The organism is Streptomyces sp. Z423-1, from assembly GCF_013009255.1.
Taxonomy (GTDB): Bacteria; Actinomycetota; Actinomycetes; order Streptomycetales; family Streptomycetaceae; genus Streptomyces; species Streptomyces gossypiisoli.
Genome location: NZ_CP053109.1, coordinates 4,786,589 through 4,802,865, shown reverse-complemented (window position 1 = coordinate 4,802,865; position 16,277 = coordinate 4,786,589). Strand labels below are relative to the sequence as shown.

Here is a 16,277-nt window from a genome sequence, read left to right as displayed (position 1 = left end):
CGTGAGTGGTCTCAGAGGGCCGCGCCCGCCAGGACGGGGAGCGTCAGGCGCAGGGCGTCGCCGGTGTCGGTGCAGGTGAGGCCGCGGTAGTCGGTGATGCGGGGGCGGTCCTGGGCGGCGCCGCCGCCGTGCGGGCCGACCACGACGGTGTAGCCGCCCGCCGCCCGGCCGGCGATCAGGCCCAGTTCGGCGTCCTCGAAGACGATCGACGCCCTGGGATCGACGCCGAGGCGGCGGGCGGCCGTGCGGTAGCCCTCCGGGTCGGGCTTGCCGCGCCGGACGTCGTCCGCGGTGACGACGACGTCCGGGAGCGGGAGCCCGGCGGCCGCCATCCGGCGTTCGGCGAGTTCCCGGCCCGCCGAGGTGACCAGGGCCCAGCGGTCGCGGGGCAGTTGGGCCAGCAGGTCGGCGGCGCCGGGCAGGGCGACGGTGCCCTCGGTGTCGGCGACGTCCTGGGCGACCAGCCAGGCGGTCTCGGCGGCCACGTCCGTGCCCGGCGGGGCGTGCGCGGCCACCGTCTCGGCGGTGCGCTGTCCGTGGGCGCCGGCCAGGATGGCGGCCGCGTCGAGGCCGTGCCGGGCGGCGAACCGGCGCCAGGTGCGCTCCACCGCCGCCGTCGAGTCGATGAGCGTGCCGTCCATGTCGAACAGCAGCGCCCGTGCGGTCACTACGAGCCCCATGTCTGTGCCGTCTCCGTGTGTCGGTGGGCCAGACGCTCGGCGAGCGCCCGTACCCGGTCGAGGTCCGCGGTGAGGCGGGCGGTGTCGCCGCCCCGGTGGTCGTTCTCCAGCACCAGCGCGCGGACCGGGCGGCACCGGCGGGCGACCGTGTCGAGGGTGTCGGCGACCGCGCCGTCGCCGTCGCCGAGCAGTGGTGTGCGGTCCGGTCCGGCCGGGCCGTCCTTGACGTGGATCTGGTCGGCGAGGTGTGGTGCCGTCGCGGCCGCGAGGGCCGCCGGGTCCAGGCCCGCCGCCTTCGGGTTGTACGTGTCGAGCAGCAGCCGGAAGGCGGGCGAGCCGACCTGCCGGACCAGCCACAGCGCCGCTTCCGGCGTCAGCACGTTCTCGCTCGCGAGCCGGAGGCCCCGCGCCTCGGCCTGCCCGGCGGCGGCCCGCAGCACCTCGGCGGTGCGGTGCAGCGCGGCCTCGCCGTCGATCGCGCTGCGCCGGAAGCTGGGCACGAAGACCAGCGGCGCCCCCAACTCCCCGGCCGCGTCCAGCAGTCGCACGAGGATCTCCCGCACCCTGGCCGCCGCGAGGGTGCCCTCGGGGGCGGTGAGGCCGATGTCGTTGAGGACGTTGGCCGTGACGGCCAGCGGGGTCACCTCGGCCGCACGGGCCGTACGGACCAGCCGGGCGGGCTGCCCGGGCGCGTCCAGCCAGGGGCCCCGGCCGGGACCCCCGAGGTCGAACTGCATGCCGGTCACCCGGTGCCGGAAGGCGATGTCGACCGCAGCCTCGCCGCGCGCGGGCAGGCGCCAGTCGGCGAGCGCGGTCAGGGGTGTGCCGTATGCGGTCATGACGGGCCCCCCATCCGCACGGCCGGCTTGATCAGACGGCGGCCGCAGACGACCCGGTCGGCATGCATGCCCGGCACCCGGTGGCGGAAGGCCGCGCCGCGTGCGGGCAGGCGCCAGTCGGCGAGCGCGGTCAGGGGTGTGGCGTACGCGGTCATGACGGGCCCCCCATCCGCACGGCCGGCTTGATCAGACGGCGGCCGCAGACGACCCGGTCGGCATGCATGCCCGGCACCCGGTGGCGGAAGGCCGCGCCGCGTGCGGGCAGGCGCCAGTCGGCGAGCGCGGTCAGGGGGGTGGCGTACGCGGTCATGACGGGCCGCCCATCCGTACGGCCAGCTTGATCAGGCGGCGGCCGGAGACGATCCGGTCGTGGGTGTCGGCGAGGCGGGCCAGGATCGGGACCGCGGACGGCAGGTCCACGACGTGTGTCACCAGGTCGCGGTAGCGCTCGGGCGCCCGGCACAATTCGGCCGCTGCGTAGAGGAGATGCCCGCCCGCCACTCCCCGGTGGCCCAGCACCGTCACCTTCTGCCCGCTCGCCGTGCCGAGCCGGGCGACCTGCGGCGGCTGCGGCAGGCCCGCGCGGTTCGCGGCGCGTACGGCGGCCAGGTCGACGCCGGGCAGCCGCGAGGTGGTCGCGCCCCGGGGCAGCCCGCCCACCAGGTCGACGGCGGTGTCGAGGCCGTCGGTGGCGTCGAGCGTCAGTTCCAGGCAGGACAGGGTGGCCGGGGCCGGGGTGGCCACCAGCACCGCGACCGGGCCGTCGCCGAGTGCCTGCCGGAGCCGGTCCGCCGTCAGGTCCTCGTACCGCAGCCGTACGTCGGCGGCGACGGGGGCCTTGGCGCTCCAGTCCAGGCCGCCCCGGGTGTGATGCACGTGCACGGTCCGTACCGGGCCGTACCAGTGGGCGGCGGTCCGCACGGCCAGGTGGCCCACCGTGCCGTCGCCGAACACCAGCAGCGTGCGCGGCCGGTGCTCGCGCAGGGCGAGGGCGGCGTACCGGACGACGGCGAGCGGTTCGACGAGCGCGCCGAGCACGCCCGGCGGCACCTCGGGCAACGGGAGCACCAGACCGGCACGCACCGCCGTGGCCGGGATCAGGACACGCTCCTGGAGGAGGCCGTCCACGTTGTGGCCGAGCAGGAACGCCGGGTCGGTGGGGTGGGTGGGGTTGACGACGACATGGCTGCCCGGGGTCAGCCGGGGGTCCTCGACGCCCGCTCCGACGGCCACGATCCGCGCCACGCCTTCGTGCCCGATCACGGGGGCCGCGTCGTCCCGCAGACCGCGGAGCATCTGCAGGTCGGTACCGCAGACACCGGCCACGGAGGGGGCGAGGAGGAGTTCGCCGGGGGCGGGGTCGGGGGTGGGGCGGGGGGAGAGGTGGAGGCCGGTGGGGGTGCGGAGGATGGCGTGGTGGCGGCGGGGTGGGGGTGCGGGGGTGGTAGTGGTCGAGGGTGCGGGGATGGCGGCTGTGGACGCGCCTGCGCCCTGCCCCAGCGCCGCGATCCCTGCCCCGATCAGCCCGTTCGCCTCACCGGGGGCGCACACCCTGACCCGGTCGAGCAGCCACTCCGGTGCCCGGTCGCCGGTGAGGTACAGGCCCTCGTGGCGCAGGTGGCGGTGGAGGGAGGCGGCGTAGTGGTGGCCGAGGCCCGTCGCCACGCCGCCGGTCAGGGCGAGTTCGTCCAGCTCCGGGTCCAGGCACAGGGCGGTGCGCAGGACGTGGGCCACCGGGGCCGTCGCCGCGTCCAGCAGCTCGGCCGCCAGGGGGTCGCCCGCGTCGAGCGCGGCGGTCAGGGCGGTCTCGAACCGCGTGCCGTCGGCCATGGCCCGGCCCAGGGCCGAGCCCTGCCAGCGGGTGGCGGACCGCTCGCGCAGCACGTCCGCCATCCGTCGCAGGCCCGGGCCCGAGGCGTACGACGACACATGGCCCATCCGGCCGCAGTCGCATGCCAGTTCGACGGGCGTGCCGGCGAGTTCCGCCACCGCGGGCAGATGGCCGACCTCGCCCTGGAGCCCGCAGGCGTCCGTGGCGATGGTGCCGGTGCGCAGGTCGACCGTCCGGCAGGCGATGCCCGAACTCACCGTCAGCAGCAGCACCTTGCGGTGCCCCCGGCGCTCGGGCGCGGAGACGTAGTGCAGCAGCGCGGCGGTCACGTCGTTGACGACGTGCCACTCCACGTCGGGCCGCCGCGCCCGCAGCGCGCCCGGCAGGTCCAGCGGGGTCGTCTCGTCGCCGAACAGCGGCGCCGAGCCGTAGACCATGCCGGTGCGCTGGTCGAGCGCCGCGCCGAAGGAAATCCCTGCGACGGCCGACCCGCCCGGCACGGCGTCACAGATGGTGGTGAGCAGACGGTCCTTCAGCTCCTCGACGGACGCCTCGGGATGCCGCAGCCGGCTGGGCGAGGGCTCGTCCACGAGGCCGGTCGGCCCCTCGCCGGGTGACCAGAACGCCCGGCGCACATGGGTCCCGCCCACGTCGAGGACGGCGATCGGGCCCCGGGCGCTCACCGGTCCGACCCGTCCACGCCGTCCGCGCCGCCCACGCCGCCCACGCCGTCCGCTCCGGCCACGTAGGCGTGCACGAACTCCAGGGCGCGGGAGAGTTCGGCGGCCGTGACGTCGTTGACGAAGACGCAGGAGCCGATGCCGTCGGTGAGCGGCAGGCGCTGCTGTCCGTCGCGGTGCTTGACGGCGTCGGCCAGGCCCAGCTGGAGCAGTTCCGCGGTGAACACCGGGTGCGTCAGCGGCAGTCCGGCGGCGGCGATCAGGGCGAGCGCGCGGTGGGCGTCCTCGATGGTGAGGTACTGGCGGCCCGCCGCGAGCGCGACGCACACCGCCATGTCGACGGCGACCGCCTCGCCGTGCAGCAGGGGCGGGTCGGCGCGCAGTTCCAGCGAGGGGCTGAAGGTGTGGCCGTAGTCGACGGACCGCTCCAGCACGCCCTCCCACAGGTTGGGCTCCAGCTCGTCGAGCATGCCGGCGATGGCCCGCGAGACGACCTCGCTCATGGCGGCGCCGCAGTCGGCGAGGGAGTCGCTGGAGATGTGGGCGACGGTCTCCTCCAGCAGCTTGAACAGGCTGGCGTCCTTGATCAGCGCCATCTTGATGATCTCGGCGAGGCCGTTGGCGATGTGCCGCTGCGGGACGGTGCGCAGGAACTCCGGGTCGATCAGGGCGGCCTCGGGTGCGAAGTAGGTGCCGAGGCGGTTCTTGTGGGTGCCGTGGTTCACGCCCGTCTTCACGCCGACGCCGGCGTCGACCTGGCCGACCAGGGTGGTGGGGACGCGTACGTAGGGGGCGCCCCGGCGGTACAGGCTGGCCGCCATGCCGACGACGTCCATCAGGACGCCGCCGCCCACGACGACCACGCGCTCGGTGCGCCGCAGGATGCCCATCCGGGTCATGGCCCGGGTGACCTCGACGACCTGGTCCAGGGTCTTGGTCTCCTCGTCACCGGGCATCACGAGCCAGGTGACGTCGGTCTGCCAGGCGGTGAAGTAGCCGCGCAGTGCGGTGCCGTAGAGCTCGTCGACCACACGGTCCACGACGACGAGCGCCCGCACACCGCTCCGCCCGTCCGCACCGACGGCCTTGGCCAGGGCCGGGTTGGCCGGGTTGAGCAGGCCCCGGGTGAGGGACACCTCGTAGCCGACGGGCTGCTGCGCCTGGACGTACCAGGTCAGTCCCGGGGGCCGGGGTATGTCGAAGGCGGTGGTCAGTCCGGTGGGCCGGGTGGCCGTGGTCTCGGTCATCGTGGATCTCTCCCTCTTCGGGGTCGGCGTCTGATTGGCGTCGGTGGGGTTCGTGAGGGGGGATGTGGGGGTTGTGGGTGGTGGTGGGGTGTTGGGGTTGTGGGGTGAGCTGGCGGATTGGGGGCCGGGCGGTCGCGGGGTCGGTGGGTGGGGGCTGCATGTGCGGGTCCGGCGGGTGGGAGCTGTAGGTGCCGGTCCGGCGGGTGGGGGCCGCAGGTGCGGTCCGGCGGGTGGGAGCTGCATGTGCGGGGGCGGCGGGTGGGAGCTGCTGGTGCGGTGTCCGGCGGGTGGGGGCCGCGCGGTGGCGGGTCAAGCAGGGTGAGGGCCGCGGGCGCGCCCGGCGGGTGAGCGCCACGCGGACGCGGTCCGACACCAAGGGCCACGCCCACCCGGTCGGGGCCGAGCGCCACGCCCACGCGGTCTGGTACGCAGGGCCGCGGCTCGCGGCTCCAGCAGGATGAAGGGCCGCTGTCGCGCGCCGCGCGAGTGAGCACCGCGCGCACGCAGTCCGGCACCCAGGGCCGCGGTCGCGGGCCCTACGGCTGGCGCCGCGCACTCGCGGATCCCGCACGGTGGCGGATCCCGCAGGGCACGTCCTTGGGAAATGCCGGTCGGTACGGGGTGTGCCGAGGGGTGCCCCGTCGGCGCCGGGTCGGGGGTGGCCCTGGTGGCGCCGACGGGGCCGGGGGAGGCGGCGGGGGTCTCCCGCCGGGGTGGGCTGGATGCCTCGGGCGGCCCCTGTGGTTCGGGGCAACGGAAGCCAGGCCCCTTTGGTTCGGGGCCATCGAGGTCGGGGGCAGGCCCCGTGCACCGGGGCCATCGCGGTCAGGGACCCGCTTGGCCGGGACCTTCAGGCCCAGGCCCCTGAGGTCCGGGCCTTTGTGGTCCAGGTCTCTGCGGTCCGGGCTCTCGGTCCGGGCTCTCGGTCCGAGCCTTGCGGTCCGAGCCTTGCGGTCCGGGCCTTGCGGTCCGGGCCTCTGCCGAATCCCCAGCGGGGCCGGCCAGGTCCGGGTCCCTTCAGGCCAGGGCCTGCGGAATCCGACCCTCGTCAGTCCAGCCCCCGGAGGGCACCGCTCAGGCCTCCGGTGCGCCCATCGGCTCCGGAAGGGCGTCCAGTTCGGCGATGTCCTGGGCGGTGAGGTCGACGGCCGCCGCCTGGGCGTTCTGGACCAGGTAGCGCTCGGTCTTGGTGCCGGGGATCGGGACGACGTACTCCCCCTTGGTCAGCAGCCAGGCCAGCGCCACCTGCGCGGTCGTCGCGTCGTGCCGCTCCGCCACCGCCGCGACCGCGTCGACGATCGCCTTGTTGTGCGCGAACGCCTCCTCCGTGAACCGCGGCTGCGTGCTGCGCCAGTCGTCCTTCGGCAGGTCGGCCGGCTTGCCGAAGGCACCGGTGAGCAGGCCACGGCCGAGCGGCGAGAAGGGCAGGAAGGCGATACCGCGCTCCACCGTGTACGGCAGTACGTCCGCGAAGGCGTCCCGCGTGAACAGCGAGGCCTCGGACTCGACGGCCGCGACCTCGTACACCGCCTCGGCGGCGCGCACCTGCTCCACGGTCACCGCCGACAGGCCCAGCGCGCGGATCTTGCCCGCCTTGACCTGCTCGGCGAGCGCGCCCCAGCTCTCCTCCAGCGGCACGGCCGGGTCCACCCGGTGCAGGAAGTACAGGTCGATGTGGTCCACGCCGAGCCGCTGCAGGCTGGCGTCCACGGCGGCCGACAGGTGCTCGGGCCGGCCGTTGAGCCCCAGCCCGTTCTCGTCCACGACCAGGCCGCCCTTGGTGGACAGCACGACCTCGTCCCGGCGGCCCTTCAGGGCGCGGCCGACGAGTTCCTCGTTGGTGAACGGGCCGTAGACATCGGCGGTGTCGATCAGGTTGACGCCGAGGTCCAGGGCGCGCTGGATGACCTTGACCGAGGCGTCGTCGTCCCAGCCGTGCGGGTCGTAGCCGAAGGACATGCCCATGGTGCCGAGCCCTACGCGGCCGACTACAGGACCGTTCTTGCCGAGAGTTGTGGTGCGCATGATGTGGTGCCTCCAGTGATGTGTGGGGGTGTCGGACGTGCGAAAAGGAAGGTCTACGGAGGGAAGGTCTACGGAAGGCGCACGGACTGCTTGTGCCGGAAGACGTTTCCGGGGTCCCAGGTGCGCTTGACCTGCTGGAGGCGCTTGTAGTTCTGCTTCCAGTACAGGTCGTGCCACGGCACCGACGACGTGTTGTACGCCGGGTCGGCCAGGTCGCCGTCGGGGTAGTTGATGTAGCAGCCGTCCGTCACGTCGTTCGGGACGGGCACGCCGCCGGTGTCGGCGTACACGGCGCTGAACGCCTTGCGCACCCACCCGGTGTTCCTGGCGTCGTCCGCGGCGTTGTACCAGCGGCTCTCGAAGTTCACCTTCATGATCGCGTCCCGCTGCGCCACGGCCGTCGCGGTGGACGACACGCTCGCGATCCGGCCGCCGGACGCGGACAGCACGATGCCGGTGAGGGTGCTCGGCTTGTCCGTGCTGGTGAGGTGGGTGTACATCGCGTCGATCTGCCGGCGCGGCATCGGCCCGCGCAGATGCGCCGACTTGTGGGAGCCCCGGGTGGTGGGGTCGAGCTGGGTCGGTGAGATCGCGCCGATGTACTTGGTGCCGCGCAGCCAGGGCATCAGCCGGGTCGAGGTGTACTGCGAGTCCAGCACGCCGTCGTGCCGGGTGGTCGCCGAGGACAGGCCGAGGGCGTGGTCCATCCCGGCCAGGAAGTCGCTGAGCACGCCCGCCGCGTCGGGCAGCGAGGCGTCCAGCTGGACCACGGCACCGAGCGAGCCGCTGTCGCGGTGGTTGAGCATCAGCCAGGAGTAGAGCGAACCGGCCGTCGTGCCCGGGGTGTTGTTCTTCTCGAACCACGTGCCCCAGTAGTCGACCAGCCGCGCGAACCCCTCCTGGGTGACCTTCTCCCACGGCCAGCCCGCCAGGGTGAGGAAGATCTTGGACGGCGCCTTGGGCAGCAGGTTGGCGGGGGCGCCGGTGGCGCCCGGCGTACGGAACCAGAAGGCGGTGACGACTCCGAAGCTGCCGCCGCCTCCGCCGGTGTGCGCCCAGAACAGGTCGCGCAGGGCGGCGTCCGCGGAGTCCCGCGCCGCGACCACGCTCTTCACCGTGCCGGCGGCGTCCACCACGACGACCTCCACGGCGTGCAGATGGTCGACGGTCAGGCCGTACTGGCGGGAGAGGTTGCCGTAACCGCCGCCGGTGACATGCCCGCCGACGCCGACGCTGTGGCAGATCCCGGCCGGGATCGTCACGCCCCAGCCCTCGTAGAGCGCCTCGTAGACGTCGAGCAGCGTGGCGCCGCCCTCGACGCGGAAGGCGTTCATCGCGGTGTCGAAGGTGACCGCGTTCATCAGGGACATGTTGATGTTGATCCGGATGTCCGCGTTGAACACGAAGTCCTCGAAGCAGTGGCCCCCGCCGCACACGGAGAGCCGCTTGCCGCCGGCGACCGCCTCCCGCACCGCGGCGATCACGTCGCCGGTGGTCCGGGGCAGCACGATCTTGTCCGGACTGGCCTTCCAGCGCAGGTTGTTGCCCGAGGTCAGGTCCGCGTAACGGGAGTCGGTGGGCGTCACCTCCACCTTCGGCGCCGCCGCCCGGCCGGTCCCGGCGGAGATGCCGTCCTCGGCCCGGGCATACGGCGCGGTCGCCAGCCCACCGCCGGCCGCGGCAGCGGCCGTGAAGGCGAGCCCGGAGCCCAGGCCCACAAAACGGCGTCTTTTCAACTCACCCATCTTGACCCCCGTTGTCCGGCATTCATTGCGAGAGTTCGAGAAACGTCCTGAGAAATGATTCAGAGAATTACGAGGCGTACGAGAGCGGAAGGGAAGCGGCGCTCTCGACGCATGCCATCCCAACAGGACGCGCTCCCCGGACGCCAACCCTTCGGGGCGACTTCGGCATGTCGTACCGACTTCCGGAACTTGCCGTTGTTTCCGGCCACGCGCCTGCCCGAGAGTCGGGCGACACCACAGGCTGAACGGAGCGAACCTTGAGCACACTTCCCGGAGCCCGGGCGGTCCATCACATCGCCTACACCGTGCCCGACCTGGACCAGGCCGTGCGCTTCTTCGTCGACGTCATCGGCGCCGAACTCGCCTACCGGCTGGGCCCGGTGGAGGACCAGGAGGGCGACTGGATGACCCGCAAGCTGGGCGTCCACCCGCGCGCCTCGGCCAAGATCGCCATGCTGCGGCTGGGCCCGGTCACCAACCTGGAGCTCTTCGAGTACACCGCGCCCGACCAGGACCACTCCCGCCCGCGCAACAGCGACTGGGGCGGCCACCACTTCGCCCTCTACGTCGACGACGTGGACAAGGCCGTCGAGTATCTCCGGGAAGTGCCGGGCGTGACGATCCTCGGCGAACCGGAGACCATCACCGACGGCCCGATCGCGGGCGACCGCTGGGTGTACTTCACCACCCCCTGGGGTCTGCACATGGAACTCATCAACATGCCCGCCGGAATGCCGTACGAGAAAGCCACCCCGACCCGGCTCTATCTCCCGGAGGAGAACTGGGACGCGCACCGCGCCCCGGACGAGACGGTGAACAGCAATCCCTTCAACCGGCGGGTCATCGAGGAATTCCGGGCGAACGGCGGCCGGGTCGGCGATTTCGGCGACATTCCGCTGCTGCTGCTCACGACGGTCGGCCGCCGCAGCGGTCTGCCGCGCACCACACCGCTGGTCCACCTGGAGCGGGACGGACGCCACATCGTGTTCGCCGCGAACGGCGGGGCCGACTCGCACCCCGCCTGGTACCGGAACCTCATGGCGGCCGGCACCGGCGTGGTCGAGGTGGCGGGGCGGCGGTTCGAGGCCCGGCCCGAGGCCGTGCCCACCGCCGAGCACGAGGAGCTGTGGCGACTGCAGGCCGCGCAGGACCCGAACTTCGCCGAGTTCCGGGACCGTACGGACCGCGACATCCCGGTCGTGGCCCTGGTCCCGACGGACGCCTGATACCCGGGTGCAGAGGAGAGGTTGAACATGTCAGGAACCGACCCGACGGAGGAGTTCCGCGCGGCCCGGGACTTCCTGCTGGAACACCGCGAGGACTACGACACCGCATACACCGGCTTCCGCTGGCCGCGCCCGGAGTACTTCAACTGGGCGCTGGACTGGTTCGACGTCATCGCGGACGGCAACGACCGCACGGCCCTGCACATCGTCGAGGAGGACGGCAGCGAGCTGAAGATCTCCTTCGCCGCCCTGGCCGAGCGATCGGCCCGGGCCGCCAACTGGCTGCGCGCCCGCGGTGTCGGCGCCGGGGACCGGGTGCTGGTGATGCTGGGCAACCAGGCCGAGCTGTGGGAGACCGCGCTGGCCGCGATGAAGCTGCGCGCGGTGCTGGTCCCGGCGACGCCGCTGCTCGGCCCGGCCGACCTGCGGGACCGGGTGGAGCGCGGGCAGGTGCGGCATGTGATCGTACGGGGCTCGGAGACGGCCAAGTTCGACGAGGTGCACGGCGGTTACACCCGTATCGGCGTGGGCGGGGCACCGGCGGGCTGGCTGCGGTACGAGGACGCGTACGCGGCCCCCGCCGACTTCACACCGGACGGCCCGACCAGGCCGGACGACCCGCTGATGCTCTACTTCACGTCGGGGACGACGGCCCGCCCCAAGCTGGTCGAGCACACGCACACCTCGTATCCGATCGGGCACCTGGCGACGATGTACTGGATCGGGCTCAAGCCCGGTGACGTGCACCTGAACATCTCCTCGCCGGGCTGGGCCAAGCACGCCTGGTCCAACCTCTTCGCCCCGTGGAACGCCGGGGCCACCGTCTTCATCCACAACTACGCCCGCTTCGACGCGGCCCGGCTGATGACCGAGATGGACCGGGCCGGGGTGACCACGTTCTGCGCCCCGCCCACCGTGTGGCGGATGCTGATCCAGGCGGACCTGACCCAGCTGCGCACCCCGCCCCGGGAGGCGGTGGCCGCCGGGGAGCCGCTCAACCCCGAGGTCATCGAGCAGGTACGGCGGGCGTGGGGCGTGACCATCCGGGACGGCTTCGGGCAGACGGAGACCGCGGTGCAGGTCTCCAACAGCCCGGGCCAGCCCCTGAAGACGGGCTCCATGGGCCGTCCCAGCCCCGGGTTCCGGGTGGTGCTGCTGGACCCGCAGACGGGCGCGCCGGGTGCGGACGAGGGCGAGATCGCGGTGGACCTGTCGCAGTCGCCGGTCGGCGTGATGGCCGGGTACCACGGGGATGCGGACCGCACGGCGGAGGCGATGGCAGGCGGCTACTACCGCACCGGCGACATCGGATCGCGTGACACGGACGGCTACCTCACCTACGTCGGCCGCGCCGACGACGTCTTCAAGGCCTCCGACTACAAGATCTCCCCGTTCGAGCTGGAAAGCGCCCTGCTGGAGCACGAGGCGGTCGCGGAAGCGGCCGTGGTACCGGCACCGGACGCGCTGCGCCTGGCGGTACCGAAGGCGTACGTCGTCCTGGCCGAGGGCTGGGAACCCGGCCCCGACACGGCAAAGGTGCTGTTCGAGCACTCCCGCGAGGCCCTCGCGCCGTACAAGCGCATCCGCCGACTGGAGTTCGGCCCGGTGCCCAAGACCGTCTCCGGCAAGATCCGCCGTATCGAGCTGCGTGAGGCCACGGCAGCGGGGTCGGCGAATGAGTACCGCGAGGAGGTGTTCGTCTGAGCCCGCGCGACACGGGTACGGCCGCCGTCCAGGGGCGGACGACGGCCGTACCGGACGCCGCAGGGCAAGGCGTCAGATCGCCGTCGCCCCACCGTCCACCGGCATCGCCGCCCCCGTCACGAACGACGAGCGGTCGCCGCACAGCCACGCCGCGGTCCGGGCGATCTCCACGGGTGCGGCCATCCGCTTCTGGATCGCGTGGGCCGCGAAACGTTCCTCCAGCTCCGGGGTCTGGCGCAGGATCTCGTCCATCATCTCGGTGCGGGTGCTGCCCACGACCAGCGCGTTGACCCGCACCCCCCGCTCCCCGTACTCGGCGGCCGCGGCCCGGGTCAGGCCGATCACGGCGTGCTTGGCGGCCACGTAGGCCGCGGAGGCGCCGGTGGCCCTCAGGCCGGCCACGCTGGAGGTGTTGACGATCGCGCCGCCGCCCCGCTGGAGCATCGCGGGTATCTGGTGGCGCAGGCAGTTCCACACCCCGCGCACGTTGACGTCCATGGTGTGGTCGAAGAGCTCGCCGTCCATCTCGTGCAGGGCGGTGCCCGAGCTGGCGAACCCCGCGTTGTTGAAGGCGCAGTCCAGGTGCCCGAACTCCCGGACCGCCGCCTCGACGGCCCGCGCCACGTCCTTCTCCACCGCCACGTCACCGACGGCCACCAGGGCCCGGCCCCCGGACGCGGTGATCTCCTCGGCCACGGCCCGCAGCCGCTCCTCACGCCGGGCCATCAGCACCACCGCGGCGCCCTCCGCCGCGAACAGCCGCCCGGCCGCCGCGCCGATACCGCTGGAGGCCCCGGTGATCATCGCCACCCGACCGCCCAGCATCAGCTGCCCCTCACGCATACGAACCGACCCCCATGAAACGTTTTTCCCGGCATACCGGATGAATACCGGATTACTTGACTGCCTCTGCTTGACCGGCTGATCGCCCTGCTTGACCGGTTGATCGCCCTGCCTGACCGCTGGGGATCGCCCTACTTGACCGGCGCGAACCCCGCCGCCCAGAACTCCCCCCGGGCGACCTCCGCGTCCACGTCCCGCAGCATCCGCTCGTCGATCGCGTCCAGCGAATCCACCAGGTACCGTACGCCCGCCTCCCGCATCAACCGGGGCTGGTGACTGTGCTCGTAGGACGTGGGGTGCCCGATGAACGCCACCCCCAGTTCCCTCGCGGCCTCGGCGACGCGGGCCACGTCGTCGACGAACACCGCCTCGTCGTACCGGAGTCCGAAGACCTCCGTGGTGATCTCGCGGATGCCGGGCCGGAAGTCGTTGGTGCACACATAGCCCGGCCCGTCGAACAGGTCGGCGTGCTCGCCGAGGAAGCGTTCGAAGTGGGCGGCGGGCAGCCCGCCGTAGCAGACCGTGCGAAGGCCCAGCGCCCGCAGCCGCTCGACCAGCTCGATCGCGCCGTCCATGACGACGACGGGGTGCTGGGTGACGTACGCGTCGCGCTCCTCGAAGTAGGCCGCGAGGGCCTGCGGTCCGGTCAGGTCGCCGGGTATCGCGGCGGCCATGTTCTGTCCGGCGATGTGCTGCGGCTGCGAGAAGACCGCCCGCTCCAGCTCGGCCGTGTACTGACCGCCCCGGCCGACGATGAACCGCCGTATCACCGGGCTGAACGTGTCGTTCAGCAGCACCCCGTCGATGTTCAGCGCGGCGAGCCGCAGCCGTTCGAAACCGTGCGACATGAAAACCCCTCCCTCGGAAGAAACAACTCCAGAAACAACTCCAGAAACGGCGAGAATCGGCGAGAAGCGTGAGATGCGCGAGGAACGCCAGGAACCCGCAGAGAGCCCTACGGCACCCTCAGCTCGCCGACTCCGGCCCCGGCGCCGCAGCCGTCGCCGTAGCCATGCGCACCCGGTCCGCCCCCACCTCGATGCGCGCCACGATCGCCGGGACCGCGATCCCCGGCAGCATCAGCCGCCACATCCGCGTGACCCGCTCCATCAGGTCGGCGCGCCCGCTCGCCACGGCCGAGTACATCTGCATGCCCGTGCACGCCTCGACCACGAACTCACCGACCTCGCCCGGGTCCACCCCGGCCTGGAGCTCCCCGCGCGCATGCGCGTCGTGCAGGCATTCGGCCATGATCCCGGCCCACTCCTCGTACGGAGAGGCGTCCCGCACACCGAAGGACGTCTGCTCGTTGGTGAGCCGGACGCCCGCCCGCAGCAGCGGATCGAGCTGGAGTTGCTGGGCCCAGACGAGCGTGATGTCCACCAGCCGTTGCAGGCCCTTGGACTCCAGCCACGGGACGATGGTGTCGGGCTGGCTTTTCATCACCGCCCGGGCCAGGCCCTCCTTCGACTCGAAGTGGAAGTAGAGCGCGCCGGCCGTGAGCCCCGCCCGCTTCAGGATGCGGTTGATGCTCGCGCCCGCGTAGCCGTACTCGTCGAAGACCTCGGCGGCCGCCTGCAGGAGCGTCTCCCGGGTCTGCACTGCTCGCTCCTGCTTGGCACCTGCCATGGCTGTACCTCCAAAAAGTAGAACGCTCCTTATGTTATCGGCGCGCCCGACCCCGTTGGCAACCCCTCCCAACACCCCAAATCCCGGACACCACCCCTCCCCGCTTGACCAAACGCAGAAGAACTCTTTACCTTCCCTTGGCGCTACAAAAAAGAACGCTCTTTATGTTGTTGCCACGCGCTCGCATCCACGGCTTCCGCACACGCCGTGCGACGAAGATCCACAATCGAGCCTTTGGGGGATTCAGCATGTCCGGAGCACTTCAGCACAGAACGGTCGAAACCCCGGCGCCCACCGCGTCGGCCCTGGCGGTACTCCAGCGCCATGTGCACAAGACGAACGGAGCGGAGGTGCTGCTCTCCAGCTGGCGCCCCCGGGGGGCCGACTCCTACACCGTCATCGCGCACTGGCCCCGCCGGCACTCCTTCTACCGCCCGGTGCACGGGCTGCACGACCCCCTGCTGCTGGCCGAGTCCGTGCGGCAGGCCGTACCACTGCTGTCGCATGTCGCGTACGGCGTACCGCTGGGCCACCGGCAGGCCTGGGAGCACCTCCGCTTCGACCTGAACTCGGTCGCCCTGGTGGCCACCACCGCCCCGGCCGAGCTGGAGCTGCGGATCGGCTGCTCGGACATAGTCCGGCGGGGCGCCCGGCTGGCCGCGCTGACCATGGCGGTGGACATCGCCCTGAACGGCCAGCGCCTCGGCACCGCGCGCACCCGCTTCAACAACCAGCCGCCGGCCGTCTACCAGCGGCTGCGCGGGGCGTACGCCGACCTCGACCGCGCCCGGGAGCGCGCCCTGCCGCCCGGCCCGGCGGCCGACCCGGACCTGGTGGCCCGGGAACGGCCCGAGGACGTGGTGCTGTCGCCCACCGAGACGCCGAACCGGTGGCAGCTGCGGGCGGACCTCACCCACCCGATCCTGTTCGACCACCCCGTCGACCACGCCCCGGGCATGCTGCTGCTGGAGGCGGCCCGGCAGGCGGCCCACACCATGGCCACCCGTCCGTCGACCGTGGTCGCGATGGACACCGAGTTCATCCGCTACGCCGAGTTCGACGCACCGTGCTGGGTCTGGACCGACCCGCTGCCCTCCGACGTCCAGGGCCGCCGGCGCGTGCTGGTGACGCTCGAACAGAACGGCGCCCGCATCTTCTCGGCGGATGTCACCCTGGAGTCGGCGCCCGGTCTGTGACCCTGTCGTGCAGACGCCGTTCAGCGCGCCGTTGGTCGTCAAATACGACGTGAAGCTACACTCGCGGCCGGCAAACAGGCGTTCCAGCAGACATGGCAGGCGCAAGGGGAGGCCGCGGTGGCGGTGAATTCGAAGAAGATCGCCGTCTATGCACTCGTGGTCTTCGTGCTGTACCTGATCATCACTGATCCCGAGAAGGCGGCGGACTACGTCCAGATAGGGTTCGAGGGCATATCGGACGCCGCCAAGGCCATCGGCGACTTCATGACCTGGGTCGCCAACGGAGGAAAGTCATGATCCGCCACCTGGTCCTGTTCAAGCTCAACGAGGGCGTCGAACGCGACGACCCCCGTGTGGTCGAGGGCGTGGAGATCTTCCGCGCCCTCGACGGGAAGATCCCGGAGATCCGCTCCTGGGAGCTCGGCTGGAACTTCAGCGATCGCCCGATCGCGTACGACTTCGCCATCAACTCGTCGTTCGAGGACCGGGCCGCCCTGCGCCGGTACGTGGAGCACCCGGAACACCAGGCGGGCGTCACGCTGTGGCGGGAGTTCGCCACATGGGTGATCGCCGACTACGAGTTCTAGAGCGCACAACCGCTGAGCCCTCCGCCGGAACGGCGGGGGGCTCCT

16 protein-coding genes are annotated in these 16,277 nt (G+C 72.3%); 5 read left to right on the top strand and 11 right to left on the bottom strand.

Annotated elements, in window-relative coordinates:
- Nucleotides 1–11: 11 nt before the first annotated feature.
- From HJD23_RS21395 to HJD23_RS21360, 8 genes are all read right to left on the bottom strand, one after another.
- A complete protein-coding gene (locus HJD23_RS21395) occupies nt 12–680 on the bottom strand; it encodes an HAD-IA family hydrolase (RefSeq protein WP_171134057.1) in 669 nt (222 codons plus the stop codon).
- Nucleotides 668–1,519 (bottom strand): TIM barrel protein, encoded by an 852-nt coding sequence (locus HJD23_RS21390; RefSeq protein WP_171116965.1) that lies wholly within the window; start codon nt 1,517–1,519, stop codon nt 668–670. Before HJD23_RS21390 ends, HJD23_RS21395 begins: the two co-directional genes overlap by 13 nt.
- Entirely contained in the window at nt 1,516–1,674 is a 159-nt protein-coding gene (locus HJD23_RS21385; protein ID WP_171116963.1) for a hypothetical protein, read from the bottom strand. The genes HJD23_RS21390 and HJD23_RS21385 overlap by 4 nt, the downstream gene beginning before the upstream one ends.
- Nucleotides 1,671–1,829, bottom strand: a complete 159-nt coding sequence (locus tag HJD23_RS21380; protein ID WP_171116963.1) for a hypothetical protein — start codon at nt 1,827–1,829, stop codon at nt 1,671–1,673. Before HJD23_RS21380 ends, HJD23_RS21385 begins: the two co-directional genes overlap by 4 nt.
- Nucleotides 1,826–4,033, bottom strand: a complete 2,208-nt coding sequence (locus tag HJD23_RS21375; protein WP_171116961.1) for an ROK family protein — start codon at nt 4,031–4,033, stop codon at nt 1,826–1,828. The genes HJD23_RS21380 and HJD23_RS21375 overlap by 4 nt, the downstream gene beginning before the upstream one ends.
- Complete coding sequence (locus HJD23_RS21370) at nt 4,030–5,277, bottom strand: sedoheptulose 7-phosphate cyclase (RefSeq protein ID WP_171116959.1); 1,248 nt, start codon at nt 5,275–5,277, stop codon at nt 4,030–4,032. The genes HJD23_RS21375 and HJD23_RS21370 overlap by 4 nt, the downstream gene beginning before the upstream one ends.
- Before the next feature lie 1,074 nt (nt 5,278–6,351).
- The gene (locus HJD23_RS21365) at nt 6,352–7,302 is read right to left on the bottom strand and encodes an aldo/keto reductase (RefSeq protein WP_171114189.1); all 951 of its coding nucleotides are present in this window, start codon (nt 7,300–7,302) and stop codon (nt 6,352–6,354) included.
- 68 nt (nt 7,303–7,370) lie between these two features.
- The gene (locus HJD23_RS21360; RefSeq protein WP_171114188.1) at nt 7,371–9,047 is read right to left on the bottom strand and encodes an FAD-binding protein; all 1,677 of its coding nucleotides are present in this window, start codon (nt 9,045–9,047) and stop codon (nt 7,371–7,373) included.
- 257 nt (nt 9,048–9,304) lie between these two features.
- On the opposite strand from HJD23_RS21360, the gene HJD23_RS43995 reads away from it, so the two are divergent.
- Together HJD23_RS43995 and HJD23_RS21350 are read left to right on the top strand one after the other, a co-directional pair.
- Nucleotides 9,305–10,273: a nitroreductase/quinone reductase family protein gene (locus HJD23_RS43995; RefSeq protein WP_232108390.1), complete on the top strand. Its 969-nt coding sequence runs from the start codon at nt 9,305–9,307 to the stop codon at nt 10,271–10,273.
- A gap of 27 nt (nt 10,274–10,300) precedes the next feature.
- Nucleotides 10,301–11,977, top strand: coding sequence for an AMP-binding protein (locus HJD23_RS21350; protein ID WP_171134056.1), 1,677 nt, complete (start codon nt 10,301–10,303; stop codon nt 11,975–11,977).
- 72 nt (nt 11,978–12,049) lie between these two features.
- Here HJD23_RS21350 and HJD23_RS21345 read toward each other — a convergent pair whose 3' ends face one another.
- The 3 genes from HJD23_RS21345 to HJD23_RS21335 form a co-directional block, all read right to left on the bottom strand.
- The gene (locus tag HJD23_RS21345; protein ID WP_171113663.1) at nt 12,050–12,820 is read right to left on the bottom strand and encodes a glucose 1-dehydrogenase; all 771 of its coding nucleotides are present in this window, start codon (nt 12,818–12,820) and stop codon (nt 12,050–12,052) included.
- 131 nt (nt 12,821–12,951) lie between these two features.
- The gene (locus HJD23_RS21340; protein ID WP_171113662.1) at nt 12,952–13,668 is read right to left on the bottom strand and encodes an HAD family phosphatase; all 717 of its coding nucleotides are present in this window, start codon (nt 13,666–13,668) and stop codon (nt 12,952–12,954) included.
- 118 nt (nt 13,669–13,786) lie between these two features.
- Nucleotides 13,787–14,449: a ScbR family autoregulator-binding transcription factor gene (locus HJD23_RS21335; protein ID WP_171113661.1), complete on the bottom strand. Its 663-nt coding sequence runs from the start codon at nt 14,447–14,449 to the stop codon at nt 13,787–13,789.
- Nucleotides 14,450–14,697: 248 nt separating this feature from the next.
- Here HJD23_RS21335 and HJD23_RS21330 point away from each other — a divergent pair, with 248 nt between their 5' ends.
- The 3 genes from HJD23_RS21330 to HJD23_RS21320 all read left to right on the top strand — a co-directional run bounded on the left by HJD23_RS21330 (nt 14,698) and on the right by HJD23_RS21320 (nt 16,232).
- Nucleotides 14,698–15,645, top strand: a complete 948-nt coding sequence (locus HJD23_RS21330) for a ScbA/BarX family gamma-butyrolactone biosynthesis protein (RefSeq protein WP_171113660.1) — start codon at nt 14,698–14,700, stop codon at nt 15,643–15,645.
- A gap of 117 nt (nt 15,646–15,762) precedes the next feature.
- Nucleotides 15,763–15,942: a hypothetical protein gene (locus HJD23_RS21325; RefSeq protein WP_171113659.1), complete on the top strand. Its 180-nt coding sequence runs from the start codon at nt 15,763–15,765 to the stop codon at nt 15,940–15,942.
- Nucleotides 15,939–16,232 carry a Dabb family protein gene (locus HJD23_RS21320; protein WP_171113658.1) on the top strand — a complete coding sequence of 98 codons (294 nt, stop codon included), beginning with the start codon at nt 15,939–15,941 and terminating at the stop codon, nt 16,230–16,232. Before HJD23_RS21325 ends, HJD23_RS21320 begins: the two co-directional genes overlap by 4 nt.
- Nucleotides 16,233–16,277 lie beyond the last annotated feature (45 nt).